The sequence below is a fragment of the Hymenobacter psoromatis genome, assembly GCF_020012125.1.
In the GTDB taxonomy this organism is placed as follows: Bacteria; Bacteroidota; Bacteroidia; order Cytophagales; family Hymenobacteraceae; genus Hymenobacter; species Hymenobacter psoromatis.
This window is the reverse complement of sequence record NZ_JAIFAG010000001.1, coordinates 357,317-379,543: the sequence shown is the minus strand read 5'-3', so window position 1 is coordinate 379,543 and position 22,227 is coordinate 357,317. Positions and strand designations below refer to the sequence as shown.

19 protein-coding genes and 1 tRNA gene are annotated in these 22,227 nt (G+C 64.8%); 9 read left to right on the top strand and 11 right to left on the bottom strand.

Annotated features, from left to right (window positions below; all coding sequences use genetic code 11):
* Positions 1-63: 63 nt before the first annotated feature.
* Both LC531_RS01560 and LC531_RS01555 read right to left on the bottom strand, forming a co-directional pair.
* Complete coding sequence (locus LC531_RS01560; RefSeq protein ID WP_223648570.1) at positions 64-693, bottom strand: thymidine kinase; 630 nt, start codon at positions 691-693, stop codon at positions 64-66.
* Positions 694-850: 157 nt separating this feature from the next.
* On the bottom strand, positions 851-1,111 hold the full coding sequence (locus LC531_RS01555) for a 2Fe-2S iron-sulfur cluster-binding protein (protein ID WP_223648569.1): 261 nt from the start codon (positions 1,109-1,111) through the stop codon (positions 851-853).
* Between the two features lie 49 nt (positions 1,112-1,160).
* Here LC531_RS01555 and LC531_RS22580 point away from each other — a divergent pair, with 49 nt between their 5' ends.
* Both LC531_RS22580 and LC531_RS01545 read left to right on the top strand, forming a co-directional pair.
* Positions 1,161-2,390, top strand: coding sequence for a hypothetical protein (locus tag LC531_RS22580; protein ID WP_262903250.1), 1,230 nt, complete (start codon positions 1,161-1,163; stop codon positions 2,388-2,390).
* 10 nt (positions 2,391-2,400) lie between these two features.
* Positions 2,401-3,447: a hypothetical protein gene (locus LC531_RS01545; RefSeq protein WP_223648568.1), complete on the top strand. Its 1,047-nt coding sequence runs from the start codon at positions 2,401-2,403 to the stop codon at positions 3,445-3,447.
* Here LC531_RS01545 and LC531_RS01540 read toward each other — a convergent pair.
* The 4 genes from LC531_RS01540 to LC531_RS01525 form a co-directional block, all read right to left on the bottom strand.
* Complete coding sequence (locus LC531_RS01540) at positions 3,342-5,006, bottom strand: hypothetical protein (RefSeq protein ID WP_223648567.1); 1,665 nt, start codon at positions 5,004-5,006, stop codon at positions 3,342-3,344. The genes LC531_RS01545 and LC531_RS01540 overlap by 106 nt on opposite strands.
* A gap of 33 nt (positions 5,007-5,039) precedes the next feature.
* On the bottom strand, positions 5,040-5,369 hold the full coding sequence (locus tag LC531_RS01535) for a hypothetical protein (protein WP_223648566.1): 330 nt from the start codon (positions 5,367-5,369) through the stop codon (positions 5,040-5,042).
* A 104-nt stretch (positions 5,370-5,473) separates the two neighbouring features.
* Positions 5,474-6,769: a rod shape-determining protein RodA gene (gene rodA / locus LC531_RS01530; RefSeq protein WP_223648565.1), complete on the bottom strand. Its 1,296-nt coding sequence runs from the start codon at positions 6,767-6,769 to the stop codon at positions 5,474-5,476.
* Between the two features lie 159 nt (positions 6,770-6,928).
* Positions 6,929-8,767: a penicillin-binding transpeptidase domain-containing protein gene (locus LC531_RS01525; RefSeq protein ID WP_223648564.1), complete on the bottom strand. Its 1,839-nt coding sequence runs from the start codon at positions 8,765-8,767 to the stop codon at positions 6,929-6,931.
* A gap of 127 nt (positions 8,768-8,894) precedes the next feature.
* On the opposite strand from LC531_RS01525, the gene LC531_RS01520 reads away from it, so the two are divergent.
* Together LC531_RS01520 and LC531_RS01515 are read left to right on the top strand one after the other, a co-directional pair.
* A complete protein-coding gene (locus tag LC531_RS01520) occupies positions 8,895-9,887 on the top strand; it encodes a glycosyltransferase family 2 protein (protein WP_223648563.1) in 993 nt (330 codons plus the stop codon).
* 67 nt (positions 9,888-9,954) lie between these two features.
* Positions 9,955-10,758 (top strand): carbohydrate deacetylase, encoded by an 804-nt coding sequence (locus LC531_RS01515; protein WP_223648562.1) that lies wholly within the window; start codon positions 9,955-9,957, stop codon positions 10,756-10,758.
* A gap of 688 nt (positions 10,759-11,446) precedes the next feature.
* Here the strand turns inward: LC531_RS01515 and LC531_RS01510 are convergent.
* Entirely contained in the window at positions 11,447-14,476 is a 3,030-nt protein-coding gene (locus LC531_RS01510) for an ATP-binding protein (RefSeq protein ID WP_223648561.1), read from the bottom strand.
* A 384-nt stretch (positions 14,477-14,860) separates the two neighbouring features.
* On the opposite strand from LC531_RS01510, the gene LC531_RS01505 reads away from it, so the two are divergent.
* From LC531_RS01505 to LC531_RS01495, 3 genes are all read left to right on the top strand, one after another.
* Positions 14,861-15,238 carry a hypothetical protein gene (locus LC531_RS01505; protein WP_223648560.1) on the top strand — a complete coding sequence of 126 codons (378 nt, stop codon included), beginning with the start codon at positions 14,861-14,863 and terminating at the stop codon, positions 15,236-15,238.
* 89 nt (positions 15,239-15,327) lie between these two features.
* Positions 15,328-16,179, top strand: a complete 852-nt coding sequence (locus LC531_RS01500) for a hypothetical protein (protein WP_223648559.1) — start codon at positions 15,328-15,330, stop codon at positions 16,177-16,179.
* Between the two features lie 138 nt (positions 16,180-16,317).
* Positions 16,318-17,631, top strand: a complete 1,314-nt coding sequence (locus tag LC531_RS01495; RefSeq protein ID WP_223648558.1) for a vanadium-dependent haloperoxidase — start codon at positions 16,318-16,320, stop codon at positions 17,629-17,631.
* A gap of 92 nt (positions 17,632-17,723) precedes the next feature.
* On the opposite strand, the gene LC531_RS01490 is transcribed toward LC531_RS01495, so the two are convergent.
* Positions 17,724-18,614, bottom strand: a complete 891-nt coding sequence (locus tag LC531_RS01490; RefSeq protein ID WP_223648557.1) for a lysylphosphatidylglycerol synthase transmembrane domain-containing protein — start codon at positions 18,612-18,614, stop codon at positions 17,724-17,726.
* A 50-nt stretch (positions 18,615-18,664) separates the two neighbouring features.
* The gene (locus LC531_RS01485; RefSeq protein ID WP_223648556.1) at positions 18,665-20,311 is read right to left on the bottom strand and encodes an ArnT family glycosyltransferase; all 1,647 of its coding nucleotides are present in this window, start codon (positions 20,309-20,311) and stop codon (positions 18,665-18,667) included.
* 121 nt (positions 20,312-20,432) lie between these two features.
* Between LC531_RS01485 and LC531_RS01480 the strand changes: the two genes are divergently transcribed.
* Positions 20,433-20,879 carry a Fur family transcriptional regulator gene (locus LC531_RS01480; protein WP_223648555.1) on the top strand — a complete coding sequence of 149 codons (447 nt, stop codon included), beginning with the start codon at positions 20,433-20,435 and terminating at the stop codon, positions 20,877-20,879.
* 106 nt (positions 20,880-20,985) lie between these two features.
* Complete coding sequence (locus LC531_RS01475) at positions 20,986-21,399, top strand: EamA family transporter (protein ID WP_223648554.1); 414 nt, start codon at positions 20,986-20,988, stop codon at positions 21,397-21,399.
* 55 nt (positions 21,400-21,454) lie between these two features.
* Here the strand turns inward: LC531_RS01475 and LC531_RS01470 are convergent, their stop codons facing one another.
* Positions 21,455-21,919, bottom strand: coding sequence for a hypothetical protein (locus LC531_RS01470; RefSeq protein WP_223648553.1), 465 nt, complete (start codon positions 21,917-21,919; stop codon positions 21,455-21,457).
* A 146-nt stretch (positions 21,920-22,065) separates the two neighbouring features.
* A tRNA-Ala gene (locus tag LC531_RS01465) sits at positions 22,066-22,139 on the bottom strand.
* Positions 22,140-22,227: the final 88 nt, after the last annotated feature.

Sequence of the window (22,227 nt, the reverse complement as noted above, 5' to 3'; positions counted from 1 at the left end):
CTGACTATTGGCCAGCGCGTAGAAATGAAGTTGGGAAAGCCCGGACTCGCCGAACCCCAACGCCTACCCTTCCTTATTCATTGTTAACTGCTCCTTGTGCACTACTTTAATGCTGTCGCCGGCCAGGAAGCAGGGGCGGCAGCGGGCCTCGTAGCTGTCGGTTTCGCCCAGCAGCACCTGCTTTTCGCTGGCCACGATGCGGTAGGAGTAGGCGGCCAGTTCGCCGCAGCACACGCACACGGCGTGTACTTTGGTCACAAACTCGGCGGTGGCCAGCAGCGCCGGCAGGGGGCCGAAGGGCCGGCCGCGGTAGTCCATATCGAGCCCGGCCACGATGACGCGCACCCCGTTATCGGCCAGCTGTCGGCACACGTCCACCAGGCTTTCGTCAAAGAACTGGGCTTCGTCGATGCCCACCACGTCGGTGCTACCGCCGGCCAGCAGCAGGATTTCGGCCGGCGACTGCACCGGCGTCGAGCGGATACTATTTTGGTTGTGGCTCACCACGTCTTGGGCGTGGTAGCGGGTATCGAGGGCGGGCTTGAAAATCTCGACCCGCTGCCGCGCAATGCGGGCGCGGGTGAGGCGGCGAATCAGCTCCTCGGTTTTACCCGAAAACATGGAGCCGCAAATGACTTCCAGCCAGCCCCGGTGGCGCGGAAAGTCGGCGTGGCGGCGGGGCTCAGTAAACAAGTTAAGTTGAGAATTAAGAGTTAAGAGTGATAAGTTAAAGGTTGGCTGCTAAGCGCTGCGGCAATTTAGCAGCCAGCTTCCGGCTTTGGCACTCTCTACAAAGTACGGCACCGCCCGCCGATACCCGGCCCGGCCAACCTTCTATACCTATTAACTCTCAACTGACTCTGGCTTGGCAGGCCAGGCGCTCGGCTTCGCCGAGGCGGCCGGCGGCGCGGTAGCGTAGCTCAGCCGGCGTGGGTGGGGTAAGGAACTCGGCACCGGCCAGCACCCGCACCCGGCAGGTGGTGCAGCGGCCCTTGGCCCCGCAGGCGTGCCACCAGGCGTGGCCCGCCGCGTGAATGGCAGCTAGCACCGTGCGGCCGGCGGGCACTTCCAGAGGCGGGGCAGGCAGGTTAGCAAGGGTCAGCAAGGGCATTTTGGGGCTAACTTGGCGCACGAAACCGGCCTACCGACCGGCCCACGCCATGCCCGACAAATATAGCCTCGCCAAGTGCGCGCAATACGGCCGCCGGCTGGCCGCCCGGCTCAGCCAGCAGTTTTTCGACGCCCAGCCCGACGCTACCCTCGACGGCCCCGCGCTGCTTAAGTTCACGCCCCTGCGGCAAGTCAACCTACTGGTGTTGCGGCAGCTGCTGAGCCGCTGGCAGCAGGAAGCCAGCGCTTTACGCAGCCCGTATTTCGATTTTGAGGCCGCGCCGGTGCGCGCCGCGCTGGGGCAGTTTATGAACGTGCTTTCGCGCCACATTGGCCTGGGCCGGGCGGCCCTGGAGCCCCTGCTGGCCCAGGCCGTGGCCGATACGCTGGCGCTGGCCACCGACCCCGCCGCCGCCTTCGAGCGCCTGCTGCTACCTCCCGCCGGCCCCGACCCCGACGAAGCCGTGCCGCTGGCTACCCTGCGCGATTCGCTACGCTACTTCGACCAGGCCAAGCCGTTTTTTGAGGGCTTCGTGGGCAGCCTGCCCACCGGCCACGCGCCGCTGAACCGCGAGTTTTTGAGCCAGCGCTTCGACCTCTACCTCACCGCGCACCGCAAAGAGTTGCCCGCCCTACCCCCCCTGGTGAGCGAGCTGAGCGCCCTGCTGCCCCTCACCGAAGCCGACCTCTGGGACGATGGCCCGGCTAAGCCAGTGGTCCTCGCCCCTACCCCCCCACCCGCCCGCGAGCTCGCCGCCAAGTCGGAACCGCTCGCCATGCCAAAGCCAGCCCTTACCCCCCCGCCCGCAGCCGCAGCCGAACCAGCCCCTACCCCCCCGCCCACGCCTAAACCCGTCGTAAGCACGCCGGCCCCTGTCCTCGCGCCCAAGCCGACCGCTAGCCCTACCGTGCGCCCCGCCGAGGTACCGCTTTACGAAAAGCTGAAGGCGACCCAGGCCGCCACGCCCCATCTGGCTGACACGCTACGCGAGGCGGCCACGCTAACCGCGCCGCCCCTGGCCGAGCGCGGGGCTCCCAAGGTGGGCAGCCTGCGCGAAGCTATTTCTATTAATCAGCGCTTTAGCTTTATTAATGAGCTATTTGGCGGCGAGGATGACGACTACCACGCCGCCATTGCGCACCTCGATACCCTGCCCGACGCCGCTACCGCCACCGCCTACGTACGCCAGGACCTGGCCCGCCAGCACGACTGGAGCCGCAAGGAAGAGCACGTTGGCCGCCTGCTAAAGCTGATTGAGCGCAAGTTCGCGGGGGCTTAGGTGAAAAAAAATGCGCAACCAACTCGTTCGCTGGGGGCTGCCGTGGGCGCTGGCGCTGGGCTTGCTGCTGAATGCGGCCTACCCCACCTACCGGCACTATGACTTCTCGCACTCCCTGGACACGCGCAGCTACCTACGCCTGGCCAGCGGGCGCTTCGACAGCGTGAACGTGACGCGGCGCTACCGCCTGCTGGTGCCGCTGGCGGCCGGCGCGCTGGCCCGGCCGCTGGCCGCGCTGGGCACGCCCGGTGGCCCAACGCGGCAGGCCGGCGAGTGGCCCTTGCGGACGGCCTTTTATTTAATTAACTGCTTGCTGCTGAGCGCGGCGGGCGCGTGTTTTTACCAATGTGCCCGGCTGGCGGGGGCCGGCGCGGGGCCGGCCGCGCTGGCGCTGGCGGCGGTGCTCAGCAGCCGCTGGGCGGGCTATGCGGCGGGCCTGCCACTCACCGATAGTCTGTATTTGCTGGTGTTTGGGCTGGGCTACCACGCCGTGCGGCGCGGGCTGGGGGCGGCTTGGGCGCTGGCACTGACGTTGCTGGTGGGGCCGCTGGCCAAGGAGTCATTCGTATTTTTGCTGCCCTGGCTGCTGTGGTACGGGCGGCGGGCGCTGAGCTGGCGCGGCCAAGCGTTGGCCCTGGCGCTGGGGGTAGGCGCGCTGGCGGCGGCGCACTTCTGGGTGGATAAAGCGGCCGGCGCGGCCCCCGATACCAGCGTCGCCAACGCTTTCTCACACCTCGAAAATCTGACTTTTTCGCTGCGCAAAGCTTTTTCCATCAAGGGTTTGGCGGAGCTGTTCAGCATCTTCGGCTTGTTTTGGCTGCCGGTACTGGTGGCGCTGGCGCGGCCGGGCGGGCGGCGGGCGCTGGCCCCGGTGCTGGGTGGGGCCGAGGCGGCGCTACTGGTTGTGGTGGCCGGGCACATGCTGCTTTCTGCCGACCTCGGCCGCATGGGCTATCTGCTGGCTCCGGTTTTCACGGCCGCACTGGCGCTGAGCATGGGTTGGGTGCGCGCCGGGCTGGTTCCTACCCCCCTCGCCGGCCCAAGCCGCGTGAGGTAGCGCGGGCCGAAGAAAGTCGGAAAGGAATCCACACGCACGGCCGCGAAGCCGGCCAGCCGCTGCGCGGCCGCCGCACCCTGCGTGAGCTGGGCGCGGTCGAGGGGCCGGTAGCCGCCCAGCGCATCCGTATAAACGACTTCGCCGGCGGCCAGCCGGCCCGCCAGCCAGGCGCGGAAGGCGGCCGGGGCGGCGGGGCGGGTCAGGCCCACCACGCGAGGGGCGCTGGCGGGGCGGCCGGAATAATATTGGAGCTGGTTGAGGACTAAGTTGGGGTCGCGCAGTAAAAACCAGGCTTGCGGCTGGCGCAGCACCCACGCCCGTAGCGCCGGGCCGGTGCCGGTGTAGTCAAGCAAGTGCGCTGGCACCAGCCCGAAGGCCAGGTTCCAGCTCAGCAGGGCCGCGCCCAGGGCCGCCACCCGGCGCGGCGGCCAGGCGGCCAGTGGCCCGCCCGCCAGCGCCAGGGCCGCCAGCGCGGGCAGCATCACCATAAATTCGGCATTGCCGGCCGCCTGCGCCGCGAACGCCAGGTGTAGCCCGCCGATGAGTGCGTGCGTCCTGACAGTGAGTAAGTAATTAAGCGATTGCGTGCATAACGGAAGGGTAGGGCGCGGCATCGGCGCGGGGGTAGACTTGCGCCACGCGGCGCGTGCGCCGAGCGCGCCATAGGTACCCAGCGCCAAGCTACTTATGCCAACGCCGCCCAGCAAAAGTGGCCAGCGGTGCAACAGCGGTAGCAGGTTGCCGTGAACCTGCCCGGTCGTGCGCACCAGGTTGATACCCGTGAGCAGCAAGCCCTTACCACCCAGCTCAACCCGCGCGTTACCGGTGAGGTAGTCGTGCAGCGCGAAGCGAACCATGCCTCCTACCCCCCCCGGCGCGGCCAGCGCGTAGGCCAGCGGTACTAAGACGGCGGGTACCAAGTACCATAGCGCCCGCGCCGCCGCGGGCCGGCCGCGCCAGGGCCGCAGCCCCAGCAGCAGCCCTAGCCACCACCACACCATCAGCTGGTGCACTAGGCAGGCCCCAGCCGCCAGTAGGCCGGCCAGCAATAGCCAGCGGCCGGACTGCTTTTCCGTGCGCAACGCCCGCGCCCAGGCCAGGCTGGCCAGCAGCGCCAGCAGCAGCGGCTGCATATACGCCTCATTCTCCGTGGCGAAACGCAGCATGCCGAAGCAGCTGCCCACCAGCAGCAGCCAAGCCGGCACGGCGGCGCGGGCTACCCCCGCCCAGGGCAGCAGCCGGCCCAGCGCCAGCAGGCAGCCGCCGTAGGCCAGCGCGTTCAAAGCCTGCAACCAGGGTAGGGCCGCCAGCCCGGCCGGCGCGGGGCCGGCCGCGCCCACCACCCGCAGCCACCCCCAGCCGATGGCATTATACAGCAGATGGTGCGGCTGCCACAGCTCCTGCCCCCAGCGGGCGCAGGCGGCGTAGTACCAGGCATCGCCAGTCGCGTTGGCGGTGGGTAGGGCTAGGCAAATACTTGTGAGCAAGCCTACTACGGCCAGGCTGAGCCAGAACCAGCCGATACACTGGGGGTAGGGAAATACGGGGCGGGGGGGCATTGGACGCGCAAGCTAGGTGCGGACGCGGCTTTCCTATTTGGTTGAGTCTGTTGAGGCTTTGACAAATAGTAGGGTAGTATCAGCAGTCCTATTGGTAAATGTGCTCTGCAAGATGTACCCCTCTTGGTAAAGCTGTTGAAAGAGCTGATAGTACTCCTCATTACATTGAATCTGGTCTTTTTTTGAACCCCCATTATTAAGCGCTATAGTCTCACTTTTACCTTTACCACGCGTAATAATTGCATTATAATCGCCAGCAAATAATGAAATTTGCACCACGATAATATCGGGTGGCCCCGCCACGGCACGTAGCGGCATGGCCAACGCCCATAGGCAGGCGCACAGAAACAGTAGGTTTTTCATATCGTCAAGATAAGCGGCTCAACAGGAGTGAATGATGAATGATAAACCGTATTTACCAAACCGAGCTTATCCACCTACTCACCATTTCACCACCTCGCCGCCCGCTACCGCACCAAGTCCTGCTTGCGGTGGGCATCCAGCGCCAATAGGGTGAAAACCAGTATCGTGAATGACCATAGCGAGGAGCCCCCGTAGCTGAAAAAGGGCAGCGGAATGCCTACCACCGGCATCAGGCCCATCGTCATGCCCAGGTTCACGGTAAAGTGCACGAATAGGATGCTGGCCGCGCAGTAGCCGTAGGTGCGGCCGAATACGGATTTTTGGCGCTCGGCCACCAGCAGGATGCGCCACAAAAGCGTGAGGTAGAGGCCGATAATGACCAGGCAGCCCGTCCAGCCCCACTCCTCGCCCACGGTGCAGAAGATGAAGTCGGTGCTCTGCTCGGGCACGAAGTCGAACTTGGTTTGGGTGCCTTGCAGGAAGCCTTTGCCCAGCCAGCCGCCCGAGCCGAGCGCGATTTTGCTCTGCGTCACGTTCCAGCCCTTGCCCAGCGGGTCTTTGCCAGGGTCAATAAGCATTTCGATGCGCTGCCGCTGGTGGGGCTGCAACACCTTATTGAAGAAAAAGTCAACCCCGAATACCATCCCAATCACCAGCGCCCAGGCCCCGAGGCTCAGCGGCAAGTGGTGCCGCCACAACCGCGAATTGAGCAGAAACGCGACTCCCAGCACCACCGTGAAGCCGCCCACCAGCCACAGCTTGGGCACCAGCAGCGCCAGCAGCAGAATGATACCGCCCGCCGCCAGCAGCAGCAGAATAATCGGCGACATACCCTCGCGGAAATACGCCAGCAGCAACGCCCCGAACACCAGTGCCTGCCCCGTCTCGTTAGAGGCCAGAATCAGCAGCACCGGCAGCAGCGTGAGGCCGGCCAGCACGGCCTGGTCGCGCCAGTTCTGGTTGCGCAGGTTGATGCCGGCCATAAAGCGCGAGGCTGCCAACGCCGTGGTGAACTTAGCAAATTCGGCCGGCTGCAGGCGCACCGGCCCAAACTCCAGCCACGAGCGCGAGCCCGCAATGGGCCGCGCCACGACGAGCGTAATCAGCAGCAGCACTATCATGCCACCGTAGAGGGGGTAGGCCAGCGCATCATACGCCTTATAATCAACCACTAGCAGCACCACGATGAGTAGCACGGCCGTGCCCATCCAGATGAGCTGCTTGAACCAGTTGAAGGCCATCAGCTCCGAAAAGCTGAGCGCGGAAAATGGGTGGGCCGGGGCCTCGGGCGAATAGCTGGCCGCATACACCGCCACCCAGCCCAGGCCCACCAGCACCAGGTAGAGCAGCAGCAGCGGCCAGTCGAGGTTGCGGGAAGAGCGGGGGGTAGGGGGCGACATGCGGGCAGAAAACTCCCGCAAAGGTCGGAACGACCAGGGGTTTTTATGCCGGCCCTTTCACCCAGTTATAATTACGAGCAACGCGCATCGCACCCGAACGACATCCGCACGACTCGTTCGGGTGCGATTGCTATGACGAACGCCTTTGCGCAACTTTCCTCAATGATGCCCGGCCAGGGGGCGGCCATACATCACCCAGTCTTCCCAGCGCTTGCGGCCGGGGGCCACTTTGCCGCGCAGGTACTTCTCCATCATCAGGCCGGCGGTAGGGGCGGCGAAGGTGCCGCCAAAGCCCATGTTTTCGATAAAAACGACGATGGCGATTCTGGGATTATTGGCCGGGGCAAAGGCGGCGAAGGTGGAGTGGTCGAGGCCGTGCGGGTTCTGCACGGTACCGGTTTTGCCGGCCACCGAAATGCCATACTGGGCCAGGCTGGCGAAGCTGCCGGTGCCGCCGCGGCCGTCCACCACCTGCTGCATTCCCGGAATAATATACTTGAAGAGCGCCGTGTCTACGGCCGTATAGTGGCGCTGCCGAAACTCGGGCAGCGGCTGGCCGCTGTTGCCGATGCTACGCACAAAATGCGGCGCGTAGTAGTAGCCCCGATTGGCAATGGTAGCTAGCACATTGGCCATTTGCAGGCCCGTGATGCCGATTTCGCCCTGCCCAATGCTGAGCGAGTACACCGTCTTGAAGTTCCAGTGGTGGTAGCCCCGGAGCTTATCGTAGTATTCGGGCGAGGGGATGAGGCCGCGCTTCTCGTGGCCCAGGTCTACCCCCAGCTTTTCGCCCAGCCCGAAGGATTTTACCATTTTCTGCCACTGGCCCAGGCCCAGCCGGGCGTCCTCGAAGGCGTTGCGCGACTGCCCGCGCAGCACCGCCGCCCGCATTACTTGGTAGAAATACGGGTTGCAGCTCTGCTTGATGGCGATGGTGACATTGCTGGGGTACTCGTGGCGGTGAGTGCAGTGGACTAGGTCCTGGTTACACGGAAAGCCCGTGCTCGGGCTCACTACGCCCAACTGCATGGCTACCAGCTCGTTCACCAACTTAAAGACCGAGCCGGGGGGGTAGGTCGCCATCAGGGGGCGGTCGAAGAGCGGGCGCTCGGGATTGCGCAGCAGGTCCATGTAGCGGTTGCCCATGCCCTTGCCGGTCAGCATCTGGGGCGCGAAGTGCGGGGCCGATACGAAGCACAGGATTTCGCCCGTCTTGGGGTCTACGGCCACAATGGAGCCGCGCCGGCCGGCCAGCAGCTTCTCGCCGTAGGCTTGCAATTCCGAGTCAATACTGAGGTGCAAGTCCCGCCCGGCCTGCGAAAGCGTGTCGAACTCGCCGCCCCGAAACGGGCCTTTGTCGATGCCGCGCACGTTCACCAGCCGATATTTCACCCCGCGCTGGCCCATCAGGATGGGCTCATAAAACGATTCCAGGCCCGCAATGCCCACGTTTTCGCCAGGGGTGTAGTGGGCGTACTTGGGCGCTTCGAGCAGCTTAGGCGTGATGGGGCCCACGTAGCCCAGGGCGTGGGCCAGGTTTTGGGTGCGGTAGGCGCGGGCCAGCCGCACCTGCACCCGGAAGCCCGGAAAGCTAATCAGGTGGTCATTAATAGCCGCCAGCTCGGGCGTGCTCAGGTTTTGCATCATGGGCGAGGGCCGCACCCGCGAGTACGCCCTGGCGGCGCTCAGGCCCAGGCGCAGGTCCTCGATGGGCATCTGCATTACCTCGCAAAACCGGGCCGAATCGAGGTGCTTCACCTCGCGGGGCACCACCATGAGGTCGTAGACGGGCGTGTTGGACACCAGCAGCGAATCATGGCGGTCGTAGATGACGCCCCGGTAGGGCACCTGCACCTGCCGCTGCAAGGTATTGCGGTCGGCAGCCGTCTTGTACGAGTCGTCCAGCACTTGCAGGTAGAAGAGCCGGCTGGCAAACAGCAGCCCGACCAGCGTAAAAATCGCCAGTACTACGTAGCGGCGGCCCTCCAGGTATTGCATACATCAAAGTTACGACTGGCTTAACCGGGGTTGGTGCGGAATCATTCACCGGTCGAGCTTATTCGTTTCTTTCGCCTCCCTACCCCCCGCGCCCGCGCCAGTACCTTTGTGGTTTCGCCTCCTGCCCATGCTCGCCCTCGCCACGCCCACCGCCAATACCGCCTTCGCCGGCCTCATCTCGGTCGTCGCGCCGGTATATAATGAGGTAGATACCGTGGCCCAGCTCGTGCGCCGGGTGGCGGCCGTGATGCAAGAGCACGGCTACGACTACGAGCTTATTCTGGTCAACGATGGCAGCACCGACAGCAGCTGGCAGCTGCTGCGCGAGCTGGCTACCCACGACAGCCACCTGGTAGCCATCGACCTGGCCGGCAACTACGGCCAGACGCTGAGCCTGCGCGCCGGCTTCGCCCAGGCCCGCGGCGAGGTCATCATCGCCATGGACGGCGACTTGCAGCACGACCCGGCCTACATCCCGCAGTTTATCAGCCTCATCAACGAGGGCTACGACATGGTGGGCGGGGCCAAAGCCAAGCGCCCCGAAGGCCCCATTGCCACGGCGCTGGCCACCACGGCGCACGGCATCATCCGGCGCTTGTCGGGGGTGCAGCTGCGCTATTTTGGGGCTACTTACAAAGCCTACCGCAGCTATTTGGTCAAAAACGCCGAGATGCTCGGCGATGCCCACCGCTTTCTGGGCGCGCTGGTAGCCCGCAAAAACCTGCGCTACTGCGAGTTTCCGATTGAGATTCACGAGCGGCAGTTTGGGCAGAGCAACTACAAGATTAGCAAGCTCTTCTACGTCATTCTGGACCTGTTTATCCTGCGTTTTTTCATCGTGCACGGGCGCAAGCCGTTCCGGCTGTTTGGCCTGGCGGGCCTGCTGAGTTTGCTGACGGGCGGCGTGCTGGCGGGGCAGTTTCTCATCCGCTCGGTATTCTTCGGGCTCAATATCGAAGCCCGCTACCCCCTCGAATTTATCTTCAGCCTGTTCCTGCTCATGGCCGGCATTTTCCTGCTCTGCTTCGGCGTGCTGGCCGAAATCGGGATGTATAACTACTACTCGCGGCGCTCGCGCAAGCCATACGTGGTGCGGCATTTGGCTACGTCAGGGGGGTAGGGCATACCAAAGCGTTTGTCCTTGCGAGCGCAACGAAATGGAGCGCGGCAAGGACGCTACTTTCATCATGCAGAAAAAGCTCATCATCAACTGCGACGACTTTGGCTGGGACGCGCCTGCCACCCAGGCCATTCTGGAGCTGGGCGCGGCCGGGCAGGTGAGCAGCACCACCGTGATGGCCAACTTCGCCCACGATGCCGACCTGCGCGCGCTGCAAAAGCTGGCCTCCCCTACCCTCTCCGTGGGCCTGCACCTGACCCTGAACGCCGGCCAGCCGCTAAGCGCCGCCGCGGCCGTACCCTCCTTGGTGGATAAAGACGGGCAGTTTTATTCATCCAGCCAGCTGTGGCAGCGCTACCTGCGCGGCCAGGTGCGGCGGGCGGACTTGAAGACCGAAATAGCCGCCCAGCTGCACCGCCTGGCCGCCGCCGGCCTACCCCCCTCGCACGCCGACAGCCACCAGCACCTGCACCAGTATCCGCTGCTGGGGCCGGCGCTGCTGAGCATCTTGCGCGAGCTGGGCGTGCGCCGGGTGCGCCGCCTCACGGCCGCCGGCCGGCTCGACGGCCGCGGGCTGGTGCTGCAAGCCTTCGCGCTCAGCAGCCGCCCGGCCCTGCGCGGCCTGGCCACGCCGGGCGCGCTGGTGAGCACGTTTTCGACCGAGCCGGCCAGCGCGTCGAGCTTCCGGCGGGGGGTAGGGGCCGCGTTCCGGCAGGCCGAGGTGGTGGAGTTCATGAGCCACCCCGGCCTGAACGAGCGCCCCGGCTCGCCGCTGATGCGGGTGCCGGAATACGAGTTCTGGCGCGGCGGCGAGGCGCGGGAGCTGCTGCGCGAGTTGGGTGGAGAAATGGTGAGTTACGCGGCGGTGTAGAAAGGTTAGCAACGCGGCAAACTACTCATGCTTTATTCATGGCGGAACAGCTATGTTTAAAGCAGCGTAGCAAACGGCCATTGCCTTGCTGCTCAACCTTCTTACCAGCCACGCGATGAAAACTATTTCACTACTCGGCCTGCTGGCATTGCTTACTATTTGCCCAGCCGGAGCCCAAACTACTTCACCAGGGCAGCCGGGTGCTATTGGGTCAGCGGCTACCCTTCGTATTGACAGCGTAGCCGTGTTACGGCAGGTATTTCGCCACAACCGATATAGCAGTCCTCTTGGGGTGTCTATAGGGCTTTACGAAGGTATATTCGGCGTTAGCGCCTTAGGTAGTGACCGGACGGTAAGTAAGGTGCTGGGGGGTCCGCTAATCGGTATCGGTATAGGCACTATGGTACTCAGCATTGTGCGCTGGTCCCGCTATAGCAAGCGCCGGGAAGAGGAAGCAGTGCTACAGCTACGGCACGGCAGGCCTTTGCCGCACTACGCGCAGGGTCCTTATATTTTAGCTTTAGGGCAGGTGAGGAAGTATTTACATTGAACTTAACGTTTGATAGTCAGCACAATATAAACTATAAATAGTGGCTGCTGGCTTAATGCATGCGCTCCACCTTTACAACCGCATCAACCAGCGACACCGTTTGTGTAACCACGCAGAAGCGGGTACTACTGGTCTGAACTACTTAACACCCACCCGGCGGCGGGTTTCGCTGGGGGCATAGCCGAAGTGGCGCGAGAAGCTGGTGGAGAAATTGGCCGGGTTGCCGTAGCCCACCTGGTAGGCGGCCTCGGCCACGGTAGTTGTGCCGCCGGCCAGCAGCGCGTGGGCCCGGTTGAGGCGCACGAGGCGGATGAAGTCGCCGGGGGCCTGACCGGTGAGGGCCTTGAGCTTGCGGTGCAGCTGGGTACGGCTCAGGGCCAGTTCGTGGCTCAGGGTTTCCACGCCCAGGGTTTCATCATCGAGGGCGGCCTCCACGGCCTGCCGCACCCGCGCCAGGAAGGCTTCCTCCATCGTGGGTGGGCGCGGGGGAGCAGGCTCGGCCAGGCTGCGGCGGTAGGCGGCTTGCAGCTGCTGGCGGCCCAGCACGAGGTTGCGCAGCTGGGCCAGCAGCTCCTCGCGCCGGAAAGGCTTGGTGAGGTAGGCATCGGCCCCCGTATCCAGGCCCTGGAGGCGGCTGGGCAGGTCGGCCTTAGCGGTGAGCAGCACCAGCGGAATGTGGCTGGTGCGCTCATCGAGCTTGAGGGCGCGGCACACGCCGTAGCCGTCGAGGCGGGGCATCATGGCATCGCTCAGCACCAGGTCGGGCAGGTGCTCGCGGGCCAGGGCCAGGCCGGCTTCGCCGTTGGGGGCTTCCAGCAATTGGTAGTCGGCCGCGAGCACGGTACGCAGGTAGGCCCGCATGTCGGCATTGTCCTCGATGACCAGCACGCAGGGCGCTTCCGCGTCGGCGGTGGGCAGCGGGGCGTCGGTAAAAATTTTCTCCGCGGTTATTTCAGCTACAGCCGGTGGAGCCGGCACTGCCGGCCCCGCCTCAGCCAGGGCCAGCGGCAGGCGCACGATGGCGGTGGTGCCCCTCCCCGGTTCGCTGTGCAGCACGATGGTGCCGCCGTGCAGCTCCACCAATTCTTTGGTGAGGGCCAGGCCGATGCCGGAGCCTTCGTGCTCGCGGGTGTCGGAGGCATCGGCCTGGTAAAAGCGGTCGAAGACGTGCGGCAGCTGGGCCGCCGCGATGCCGCAGCCGGTGTCGCGCACCGTTAGCTCTAGTTGAGCCGGCGAGTCAGCTTCGGCCGCCCAGTGCAGGCGCACGGCTACTTCGCCCGCGCTGGGCGTAAACTTAAAGGCATTGGAGAGCAGGTTAAGCACCACTTTTTCCAGCTGGTCGGCATCAAACGCCACGAGCAGGGTAGGGTGGTCGGTAGCAAACGAGTAGCCAATGCCGCGCTGCTGGGCCAGCGACTCGAACGAGCCCACCAGCCCGCGCACGAAGCCTACGACCTCGCCGGGCGCGGGATGTAGCGGCTGCTGGCCGGCTTCGAGGCGGCTCAGGTCGAGCAGCTGGTTGATGAGGTGCAGCAGGCGCTGGGCATTGCGCTGCACCAGGGCGGCTTGCTGGCGGGTAGCCGGCTCGTGGGTATCGGCCGCGATTTGGGCGGCGGGCCCGAGCATGAGCGTGAGCGGGGTGCGAAACTCGTGGGTGATGTTGGTAAAGAAGCGCGTTTTTTCCTGGTCCAGGGTGCGCAGGCGCTCGGCCTGGGCAGTCAGCTCGTCGCGCTGAGTAGCCAGCACGAGGTTTTGGTGGCTGATTTCCTCGGTACGGGCCTGCACGGTGGCTTCCAGGCGCTCATTTTGGGCGCTCACCAGCCGGCGGCGCTCAGTTTCCTGGGTTAGGGTTTGGGCCGAAAGCTGCTCCACTTGCCGCAGCTGCACTTCCAGGTGGCGGCGGGTGATGGCAAAGTCGCGGGCCAGGTACACCGACATGCAGATGGGCAGCATCAGGAAGCCCAGCTGAATAACGAGCATCTGGGCCAGCGAGTACGCAGAATGCCACACGTGAAAGACATCGTAGGAAGCAAACACCTGCACCAAAATGGTGGCCACCACCCCCAGCGCCACCAGCCCAATGCCGGGCTGCCGCCGCCGCAGGGCGCGGCTCAGCACCCACAGCATGTTGAGCCAGGGTAGCAGAAAGGCCGCTAGCAGCAGCGGGTGCCGGGGCCACTCATCGGCCTGGCCCGTGGGGTGCGCCAGCCACAGGGCCGCTTGCACCAGCCGCAGCAGCCCCAGTAGGCCCAGCCAGCGCCAGGGCAGCCGCCCCTCGCAAACCGAGTACAGGAAAGCCAGCAGCAGCACCGTATTAACGGACTGCGCCACCACGAAGCCCAGCTGAAGTCCCCACAGCAGGCCCACATCCATCTCCGTGCCGCGGAAATACACGACCAGGGCGGTGCTCATAAGCACGCTCGCGTAGAGGCTAAAGTAGAGGTTGACTCGCAGCGGCCGGTAAAATAGGAACAAAAAGAAGTGCAGCAGCGCCAACAGCCCCGTACCGGTGACGACTATTAAATGCAGCGAGTAGGCGCGCATCAGCAGCACCTGGCCAGTTAGCAGGCGGCTAGCCGGGCCTACGCGCAGGGTCAGGCCACCGTAGGGCAGCGGCCACGCCCCAAACCGCGCGTAGCGTACGGCCAGCAGGTGCGGACCGGCCGTGCGCAACATAAAGGGCAGGGTGCGGTAGCGCGGATTAAAGCCCCGCGTCGTTTGGGCCGAGGTGCCCAGGGTGCCATAGCCTCCCAGCAGCTGCCCGTCGAGGTAAATTTCCGAAGCCCCTTGCTGCATAATAACTAGGCCCAGCGCCTGGCCCAGCAAAGTCGAATCGAGGGTGAAGCGCAGCCGGAAGCAGCCCGTGCCGCGCCAGCCGGGCGGCTCCTGGCCTACCAGGAAATCGGGGTCGGCCAGCAGCCAGCCCTGGTCAGGGGTGGTGGGGCTGGCCCAGCCCGGTGGCTGGCCCGGCCGGTAGCGCCAGCGCACGCGGGCATCGAGGCGCTGCATGGCTGCGGAGCTTACCTGGGTAGCCGTGAGATGTAGCAAGGCGCTGTCAGGCGAGGCCGACGCAAGCGCCGGCCGGCTGCCGCCTACGGCCCCAGCCGCCGGGCCGGCCAATAGCAGGCAGCACCCCAGGAGCAGGCAAAGGAAGCCGGAGGTTTTCATAGAAAGGTGCCCGGATATGCCTGACCGTAAGGCACTCCTGAAGATACGACCCACCCGCCACATCCAGCTCCGCCATCGAGCTGCTAGCTAAGCAAATAGGCTGGCCGAAGGTACCGTTTATTTCTGCCCTACCCCCCGCTCAGCCCGCAAACGCGGCGCTTGGCACGCTGGCAAACGCATTTGCAACCTCCGCAAAGGCCCGCGTCACGACCGCACTCGCATTTGCAACCCCCGCAAATGCCGGCCGGCGCGGCACCTTCTTCCTTTGCGGTGGTTAAAACGCCTTCGTTTTCAACTACTTATCAAGCTATGAAAACCCGCCCCCCGCCCGTTGGGCCGCCGCCCGCCCGCTACTTCCCTTTTCTCTTCTCCCTACGCTAGCTTATGAAAACCTGCTTCTTCTTCCGCCTAGCCGTTTGGGCACTGCTTTTTTTAACGGCCCAGGCCGGCCACGCCCAGGCCGCCCCCGCCTCCGACCTGCCGGGCTACTGGAACCTGGAAATCAACCGCACGACGCACGACTACACCATCGTGCGCTTCTACGACGGCCACGACCAACTCGTGTACGAAGAGCGGCTGCCGCGGCTGTGCCTCGACCTGGGCAAAGGCTCGCGCCGCTGCCGCCAGCGCACCGGCCGCCAGCTCTCTCAGGCGCTGCAACTGGCGCTGCACGACCCCACGCACGCCGCCCAGGCCACGGCCTGGCTCACGCAGCAGCTCGGCCACGACCACCGTGAGACGCGGCTGTACGCCGTGCGCTGAATGGCGCTCAGGCCAGGCCGCCTGGCTGCCTGCGCTCCTACCCTCCTACAAGCTATAAAACAACCTTCCCATCCTCTTTTTGCTGAGCTATGAAAACCGCTTTGTTTATTTTGGGAGCCGCCTTGCTGCTCCCCGTTGCCGCTGGGGCCCAGGTATTTGCTACTGCTGTCGGCAGCCCACAGTCGGGCATTACTCGCGCCCTACCACCTCCTTCGCCGGGGGTAATACCCAGCACTCAACTGGTAGCCGGGGGCGGCAGCATCACGTACTTCGGCACGGTGTGCTCGCACGATTGCCAGCACGAGCAATTTGCGCGGCTCCGGCAGGCTTTCGAGACGGCCCGGCCCACGGTCGTCTTTTTTGAGAGTGCCGAAGGGGCAGTTGACAGCACCGAAACGGCCACCATCAGCCGCCAGGGCGAGGCGAGCTACGTGCGCTTCCTGGCTCAGGAGCATCAGGTGCCCACCGAGCGGCTCGACGACCCGGTGGCCGAGTATGCCTACCTGCAAACCCGACTCGCCCCCGAGCGCCTGAAGCTGTTGTGCCTGCTGCGCGAAACGCAGAAGTTTCGGGCGCGCACGGGTGCTTCAAAAGCGCTGACAAAGAAGGCAATGCGGGCGCTTCTGGCGAATAGTGCTTTTTTCCTGCCCGGCACGGACGAGGTTATCCATAACCAGGCGGAGCTGGCAGCCGCCTACCGCCGGTACTGCCCCGCCGGGGGCAAGTGGTGGGAAGCCCCAGCGGCGTGGTTCAACCCGGCCGCTCCGGCGGCTGGCGTGAGCAGCCCAACTATCGAGGAGTTTAAAGACGCCATTCGGGAGTTTCGCGCGCAAACGCTGTACGGCAAGCTGGCGGCGCAGGCGCAGGCCGGGCAGCGGGTATTCGTCGTGCTCAGCCGCGACAACCTCCCCCTGGTCCGCCTCCCTCTGGCGCACCGGTAAAGCCATCAGCTGGCCGGCCGGGCCAGCCAGCGCACTGAGAAAGGGTTCGCTTGCCAGAGGGAGGCAACGTGCGAGCAAGCGGACTCTTTTTCAACGCGCCTGTTTTTTGTAATCACTTTCTTTTTAATCTCTTACCCCATGAAAACAACTTCCCTCCTCCGGCTGCTCGCGCAGCGCGGGGCCGCGCTACTCGGGTGCGTACTGCTGGCCGCTTCGTGCCAGAAAACGACCGTGGAGGCGGCCGACCCCACGGCGGGGCGCGCCACGGTACTGGCCTGGAACCAAGCCAGTACCGTGGCCGTCACGCGCATGACCAACCCCACTATCGGCTTCTTCGTACTGCCCCACATAGAGGCACGGGCCTACGCCATCGTGAGCCTGGCCATGTACGACGCACTGAATAATATTCAGCAGAAAAACGCGCCCTACGCCCTGCATGGCACCTTGGTGCCCGATGCCTCGCCCGATGCGGCCGTGTGCGCCGCCGCCCACGATGCGCTGGTGGCGGTGCTGCCTACCGAGCAGGCGTATGCCGACTCGCTCTACCAGGCAATGCTGGGCAAAATCGCCGCCAGCGATGCCAAAACCAAGGGCGTGGCCCTGGGCCAGGCGGCGGCTAAGGCCATGCTGGCGAATCGGGCGAACGACGGGTCGGACAACGCCCAAATCCCGATTATTATCAGCCCTACCCCCGGCAGCTACCAGTATACGCCGCCTTTCGATGGGCCGCCCTTCAATGGCTACTACGCCCTGGACGGCTGGAAAAACGTGAAGCCTTTCGTGCTGAGCGCGGCAAATCAGTTTCGCCCCGTGCCGCCCCCGGCGCTGACCTCGGCTGACTACACGACCAATTTTAACGAGGTGAAAAGCATTGGTGGGGCTACCAGCACCGTGCGCACGGCCGACCAATCGGCCATCGCGCTGTTTTGGCTCGATAACTCGGGCTTGCAGTGGAACCGCGTGGCCCGCGCCATGCTGACCGCCCAAAACGCCGATACCTACGCCACCGTGCGCCTGCTGGCCCTGCTGCAAATGTCTCTGGCCGATACCTACGTGGCTGTGGGCGACGCCAAGTCTTTCTATATGCACTGGCGGCCCATCACGGCCATTCGGCAGGCGGCCGCCGACGGCAACCCCGATACCACGCCCGATGCGGCCTGGCTGCCCTTCGCCTTCCCCAACCCGCCCGATTCTGACTATCCCTCGGGCCACGCCACGGCCGGGGCCGCCGCCGCCGCCGTGCTCAAAGACTTTTTCGGTGCCGATGCCGCCACGTTCTCCATCACCAATAACGCGGGTAAAACCCGCAGCTACACCAGCTTCAGCCAAGCCAGCGACGAGAACGCCCTCTCGCGGGTGTACGCTGGCTACCACTTCCGCGACTCCTCCACGAAGGGCCAGCTAATGGGCACGCAGCTAGGTACCTACGTGGTGCAAAAGGCTTTACCGTAACCGCACAGTTCTGTGCATCAACAGGCGGGGGCAACCTGCCGAAACAAGTAGCCGGGCTGCCCCCTACCCGCCGCGGCGGCCGCTTTGCGGCGCTAGCGCTCCCGCTCCGCCTTCACCCCCGCGCCCACCAGCGACACCGCCGCCGTAATCACGTAGAAAAGCACGCTCACGCTCACCGCCACCGGCACGCTGAGCGCAAATAGTTTCGCCCCGTACAAAAACGTTAACTCCCTGGCTCCCAAGCCACCCACCGTGAGCGGTAGCACCGCCGCAATGCTGGAGGCCAGAAACACCAACAGGTAGGGCAGCACCGGCCCATCGGCCGCACCTAGGGCCGCCAGCAGCGCCCAAGCGCATAGTACCTGCGCGCCCTGCACGCCCAGCGCCTCCCACGAAGTGCGCCCGAAGGCCCGCCGAAACTCCCGGAACAGCCCGAGGCCCAGCGCGTAGCTTAGGCCCAGGCCCAGCGGCACCAACGCCAGCGGCACCGCCCGCCACCAGGGGGGTAGGGCCAGCGCGCCGGCCGGGCGCAGCTCGGCGGGCGGCACGGCGGCTAGCAGCGCCAGCAGCAGCACCAGCAGCGCCAGCATTCCGCTGAGCCGGTCGAGCAGCAGGGCGCGAAAAATCAGCCCCCGCCGCCCCGGATATTCCTTGCCCAGCAGGTACACCTTGTAGCCGTCGCCGCCCACGCCGCCCGGTAAAAACAGGTTGTAAAACATACCCAGCCAGTACAGCCGCAGGTTGTAGCGCTCGGTAAGCTGAATGTCTACGGTGCGAAAAAACGTGTTCAGCCGCACCGACGAAATCAGCTTGGAAAGCGTGAACAGCGCCGCCGCCAGCGCCAGCCAGCCCGGCCGCGCCTGCCGCAGAGTGCGCCCCAGCGCCGGCAAATCCAGGTGGCGCGCCACCAGCCACAGCGCCCCGGCCATGAAGGCCAGCTTGAGTAGCAGGGCCGCGTAGCGCCGCCAGGGGGGGGTAGGCATGGGGATTCTGAGTTAAGAGTTGAGAGTCAAGAAGGACGGTCATGCTGAACTCAATAAACCTGCACCAGCCGGAACCGGATGCCGCGGTCAACGCGCATGGTATCAAGGAGGCGGAAGCGGCGGCTGCCGAGGGCGTAGTCGTCGGTCAGGTAGAGGGTATCAGGGTGGGGCGGGTGGGCACTGGTGCGCAGCGTTTGGCCGCGCTCGCGGGCGATGTAGAACGCCTCCACGTTGTCGAGGGCGGTGCCGGGCAGCAGCAGCAGCGGCCTACCCCTGGTTTCGCGGCCAATGCGGATGGCGGCGGTGCGGTAGGGCACTTCGGGCGAAGTGGCCATCCGGGCCGGGAAGATGAAAATATCAAACGCCAGCCGCAGCACCAACAGGTAGTAGCCCAGCACCAGCAGGCGGTAATCAATTAATTTCCAAAATAAATACGCGCCTAGCGCCAGCACCGCGAACAGCCCCAGGCTGAGCGGCCAGGCATCGGGCACGCCGCGCAATATGGCCAGCGGCCCCGGCCCTACCCCCCCGCGCGCCGCCAACGCCCGCAGCCCCGGTGGCAGCAGCAAAGCCAAGGTGCTGATTACCAGCAGGCCCAGCAGCGCGGCATCGAGCCAGCGCACCGGCCAGCGGGCGGTGCGCGCCAGCTCCTTATACAGCGGAATAATGACCGTGAGGCCCAGCGGCACCAGCATGAAGAGGTAGCGCGGAATGGTGGCCGGCGAGAGCCAGTACACTGGCAGCACCGCCAGAAACAGCAGCGCGTTGTAGCGCAAAAACGGCTGCCCCAGCACCCAGCGCCGCGCCCCGCGCGCCAGCAGGCCAAAGGCCAGCAGCGTCCAGGGCAAAAAGTGCTTGATGAAATCAAACGGAAACAGCAGCACGTACTGCACCGAATCGGCCAGGGGCTGCGCGGCCACCGTGCGCTGACTCGACTGCGACCAGAGGGTTTCCAGCGCTACTTCGAGGGAATTGTGGCGGCTGTAGAGGAAAAAATATACTCCCAAGATGCTCAGCAGCACCCCTACCCCCAGCGCGTGCTGCCAGCTGAACAAGCGCCGCCACTGCCGGGTATCGAGGCAGTACACGAGCAGCGCAATACCCTGAAAAACCACCGAGGGCAGCCCTTTCAGTAGAAAGCCGGCCGCCGTGAGGGCGTAGGTGAGCACGAACATGCGCGCCCACTGCCCGCGCTGCCCCAAGTACCACACGGCCATGAAGGCCAGCCACGTCAGTCCCGCGTGCCAGAGGTCAATCAGCCCCAGAAAGGAATCGTAAAACAGCACCCGGCCGGTGGTAGCAAAGGCCAGCGCCACCGTAAACGCCAGGCGGCTACCCAGTTGGGGCCGCAGCACCCGCCACATGGCGGTGGTGTAGAGCAGCAGCGCCGCGATGGTGGGCAAGCGCAGAATAAACTCGTCCTCGCGCCCGGTGAGGCGAAACAGCGCCACCAGCAGCCAATTGAACAGCGGCGGCTTGTTATAATAAGGAAAGCCTTGCAGGGTGGGCGAAAAGAAGCGGCTCGAAAAGTGCATTTCCAGCGCCACCAGCGCCCGGATGGGCTCATCGACCAGCAGCGGCTGCCAGCCCAGGTGCAGCAGCAGGGCCGGCAGGGCCAGCGCCAGCGTGAGCACCACTACCCACCCCGGCCGCCGGCTAAGCGCAGTAAAAACCCGGCGAGCTAACGTTTCGACCACAAGTTTGGTTAGAGGTGGGGCGGGCCGCGCCGGGAGCGGCGCAGGCCCTGCAAAGGTACGCGCCCGGCCGCCGGCCCGTCAGCGTACCGCCCACTCCCTCCCGCTCTCGTAAGTTTGGCCTATGGCATCCGCTGCTACCCTCCCTACCCCCCCCGACCGCCTCACCCAGACGCTGGTGCGCCACGGCCTGCGCCAGACGCCCGTGCGCCGGGCCGTCCTCAAAGCCGTTTCCGGCAAAGGCTACGCCCTCACCGGGGCCGAGATTGAGCAGGAAATCGGGACTGATGTGGACCGCATCACCCTCTACCGTACCCTCAAAAGCTTTGAGCAGCAGGGGCTTATCCACCGCGTTATCGACGATACCGACGTGCTGCGCTACGCCGCCTGCTCCATCGAGTGCTCGGCCGAGGCGCATTTTGATAACCACGTGCACTTCAAGTGCGGCGTGTGCCAGCACACGTACTGCCTGAGCCAGGTGGCCATTCCGGCCGTGCAACTGCCCGGCGGCTTCGAGGCCCAGCGCCGCGATTTCCTGCTCTCCGGCACCTGCCAGTTCTGTCAGGGGTAGGCTAATTCAGGTTTTCAACAGAAAACCATCCGTCCTTGCGAGCACGTTGCGCCTCAGGCAAGGACCGACGAATTGATAACTACTCACTGATAACTGCTCACTGACCATGTGGTGGACCTACGCCCTGGCCTCGGCCGTATTTGCGGCCCTCACGGCGGTGCTGGCCAAGGTCGGCATTAAAGGGGTTAGTTCCGATTTGGCGACGGCCATTCGCACGGTCGTGATTCTGGTGGTGGCGTGGGGCATCGTGTTTTTCAAGGATAACCCGGCCGATATTTTCACGCTTCAGCCGCGCACCTGGTTGTTTCTAGTGCTGTCGGGCATCGCCACGGGGCTGTCGTGGCTATGTTACTTCCGGGCTTTGCAGCTGGGCAAGGTGTCGCAGGTGGCTCCGGTGGACAAGCTGAGCGTGGCGCTGGCTATCGTGCTATCGGTAGTCTTTCTGGGCGAAACCCTCACCCTGAAGGCGGCGCTGGGCGCGCTGCTCATCATCGGCGGCACGCTGGTACTCATCTTTTAAAAAGCGGGGGGTAGGGCGCGCCTGGCGTTCCCTACCCCCCGCTTGATTTAATAACTTATTGCGCGGGCGTCGCGGCGGCTTGGGGCGAGGCCGCTTTTTTGCTACCCCCGTGCTTGCCGCCGTGGGCTGAATACTGCGCGAACTGCGCGGGCGTCAGAATGCCTTGCAGCGCCGCCTTGAAGGTCTGGGCATTGGCCACCAGGGCGGTATTCTTGTCTTTGTTGCTGGTGCTGCCGTTCTGGATGGCATCAATCTGCTGGTCGCGGATGAGGGCAGCGGCCTGCACCTTAGCCGTAGTGGCGGCGTCGAGGCCCAGCTGCCGGGCCAGCTCCTGGCTCATCTTAGCGGCGCGCTGCTCGGGCGGCGCGGCCTTGTACACGAGCGCGCGGCTCGCGTTGGGCATTGGGGAAGCGGCAGCGGGGGCAGTGGTGGCCGGCGCTTGCTGCGCCGCGGCGGTGGTGGTGGTAGCTACGGCGGCGAGCAGCCCCAGCCACCAGGCACGGGTACGAAGGGTAGTCATGCGAAACGGGTTTAGAAAGGTGAAGATGAAGCAAAGTTCACCCGCTAGCTTAAACGCCGGATGAAGACTAGCGCGGCCCCTACCCCCCCAAACGCCGAAAGCGTCCGCAAGCCAGGGCCTGCGGACGCTTTCAAAGAAAACGGGAGTGGAGAATATCGGAGTCGAACCGATGACCTCTTGCATGCCATGCAAGCGCTCTAGCCAGCTGAGCTAATCCCCCGTTTGGTAGTATTACTAGCGTGCCGGTCGCGCGTTGGTTCTGCAAAAGTACGGCGGCAATTGGCTTGCGCAAGCGTTGGGGCCAATAT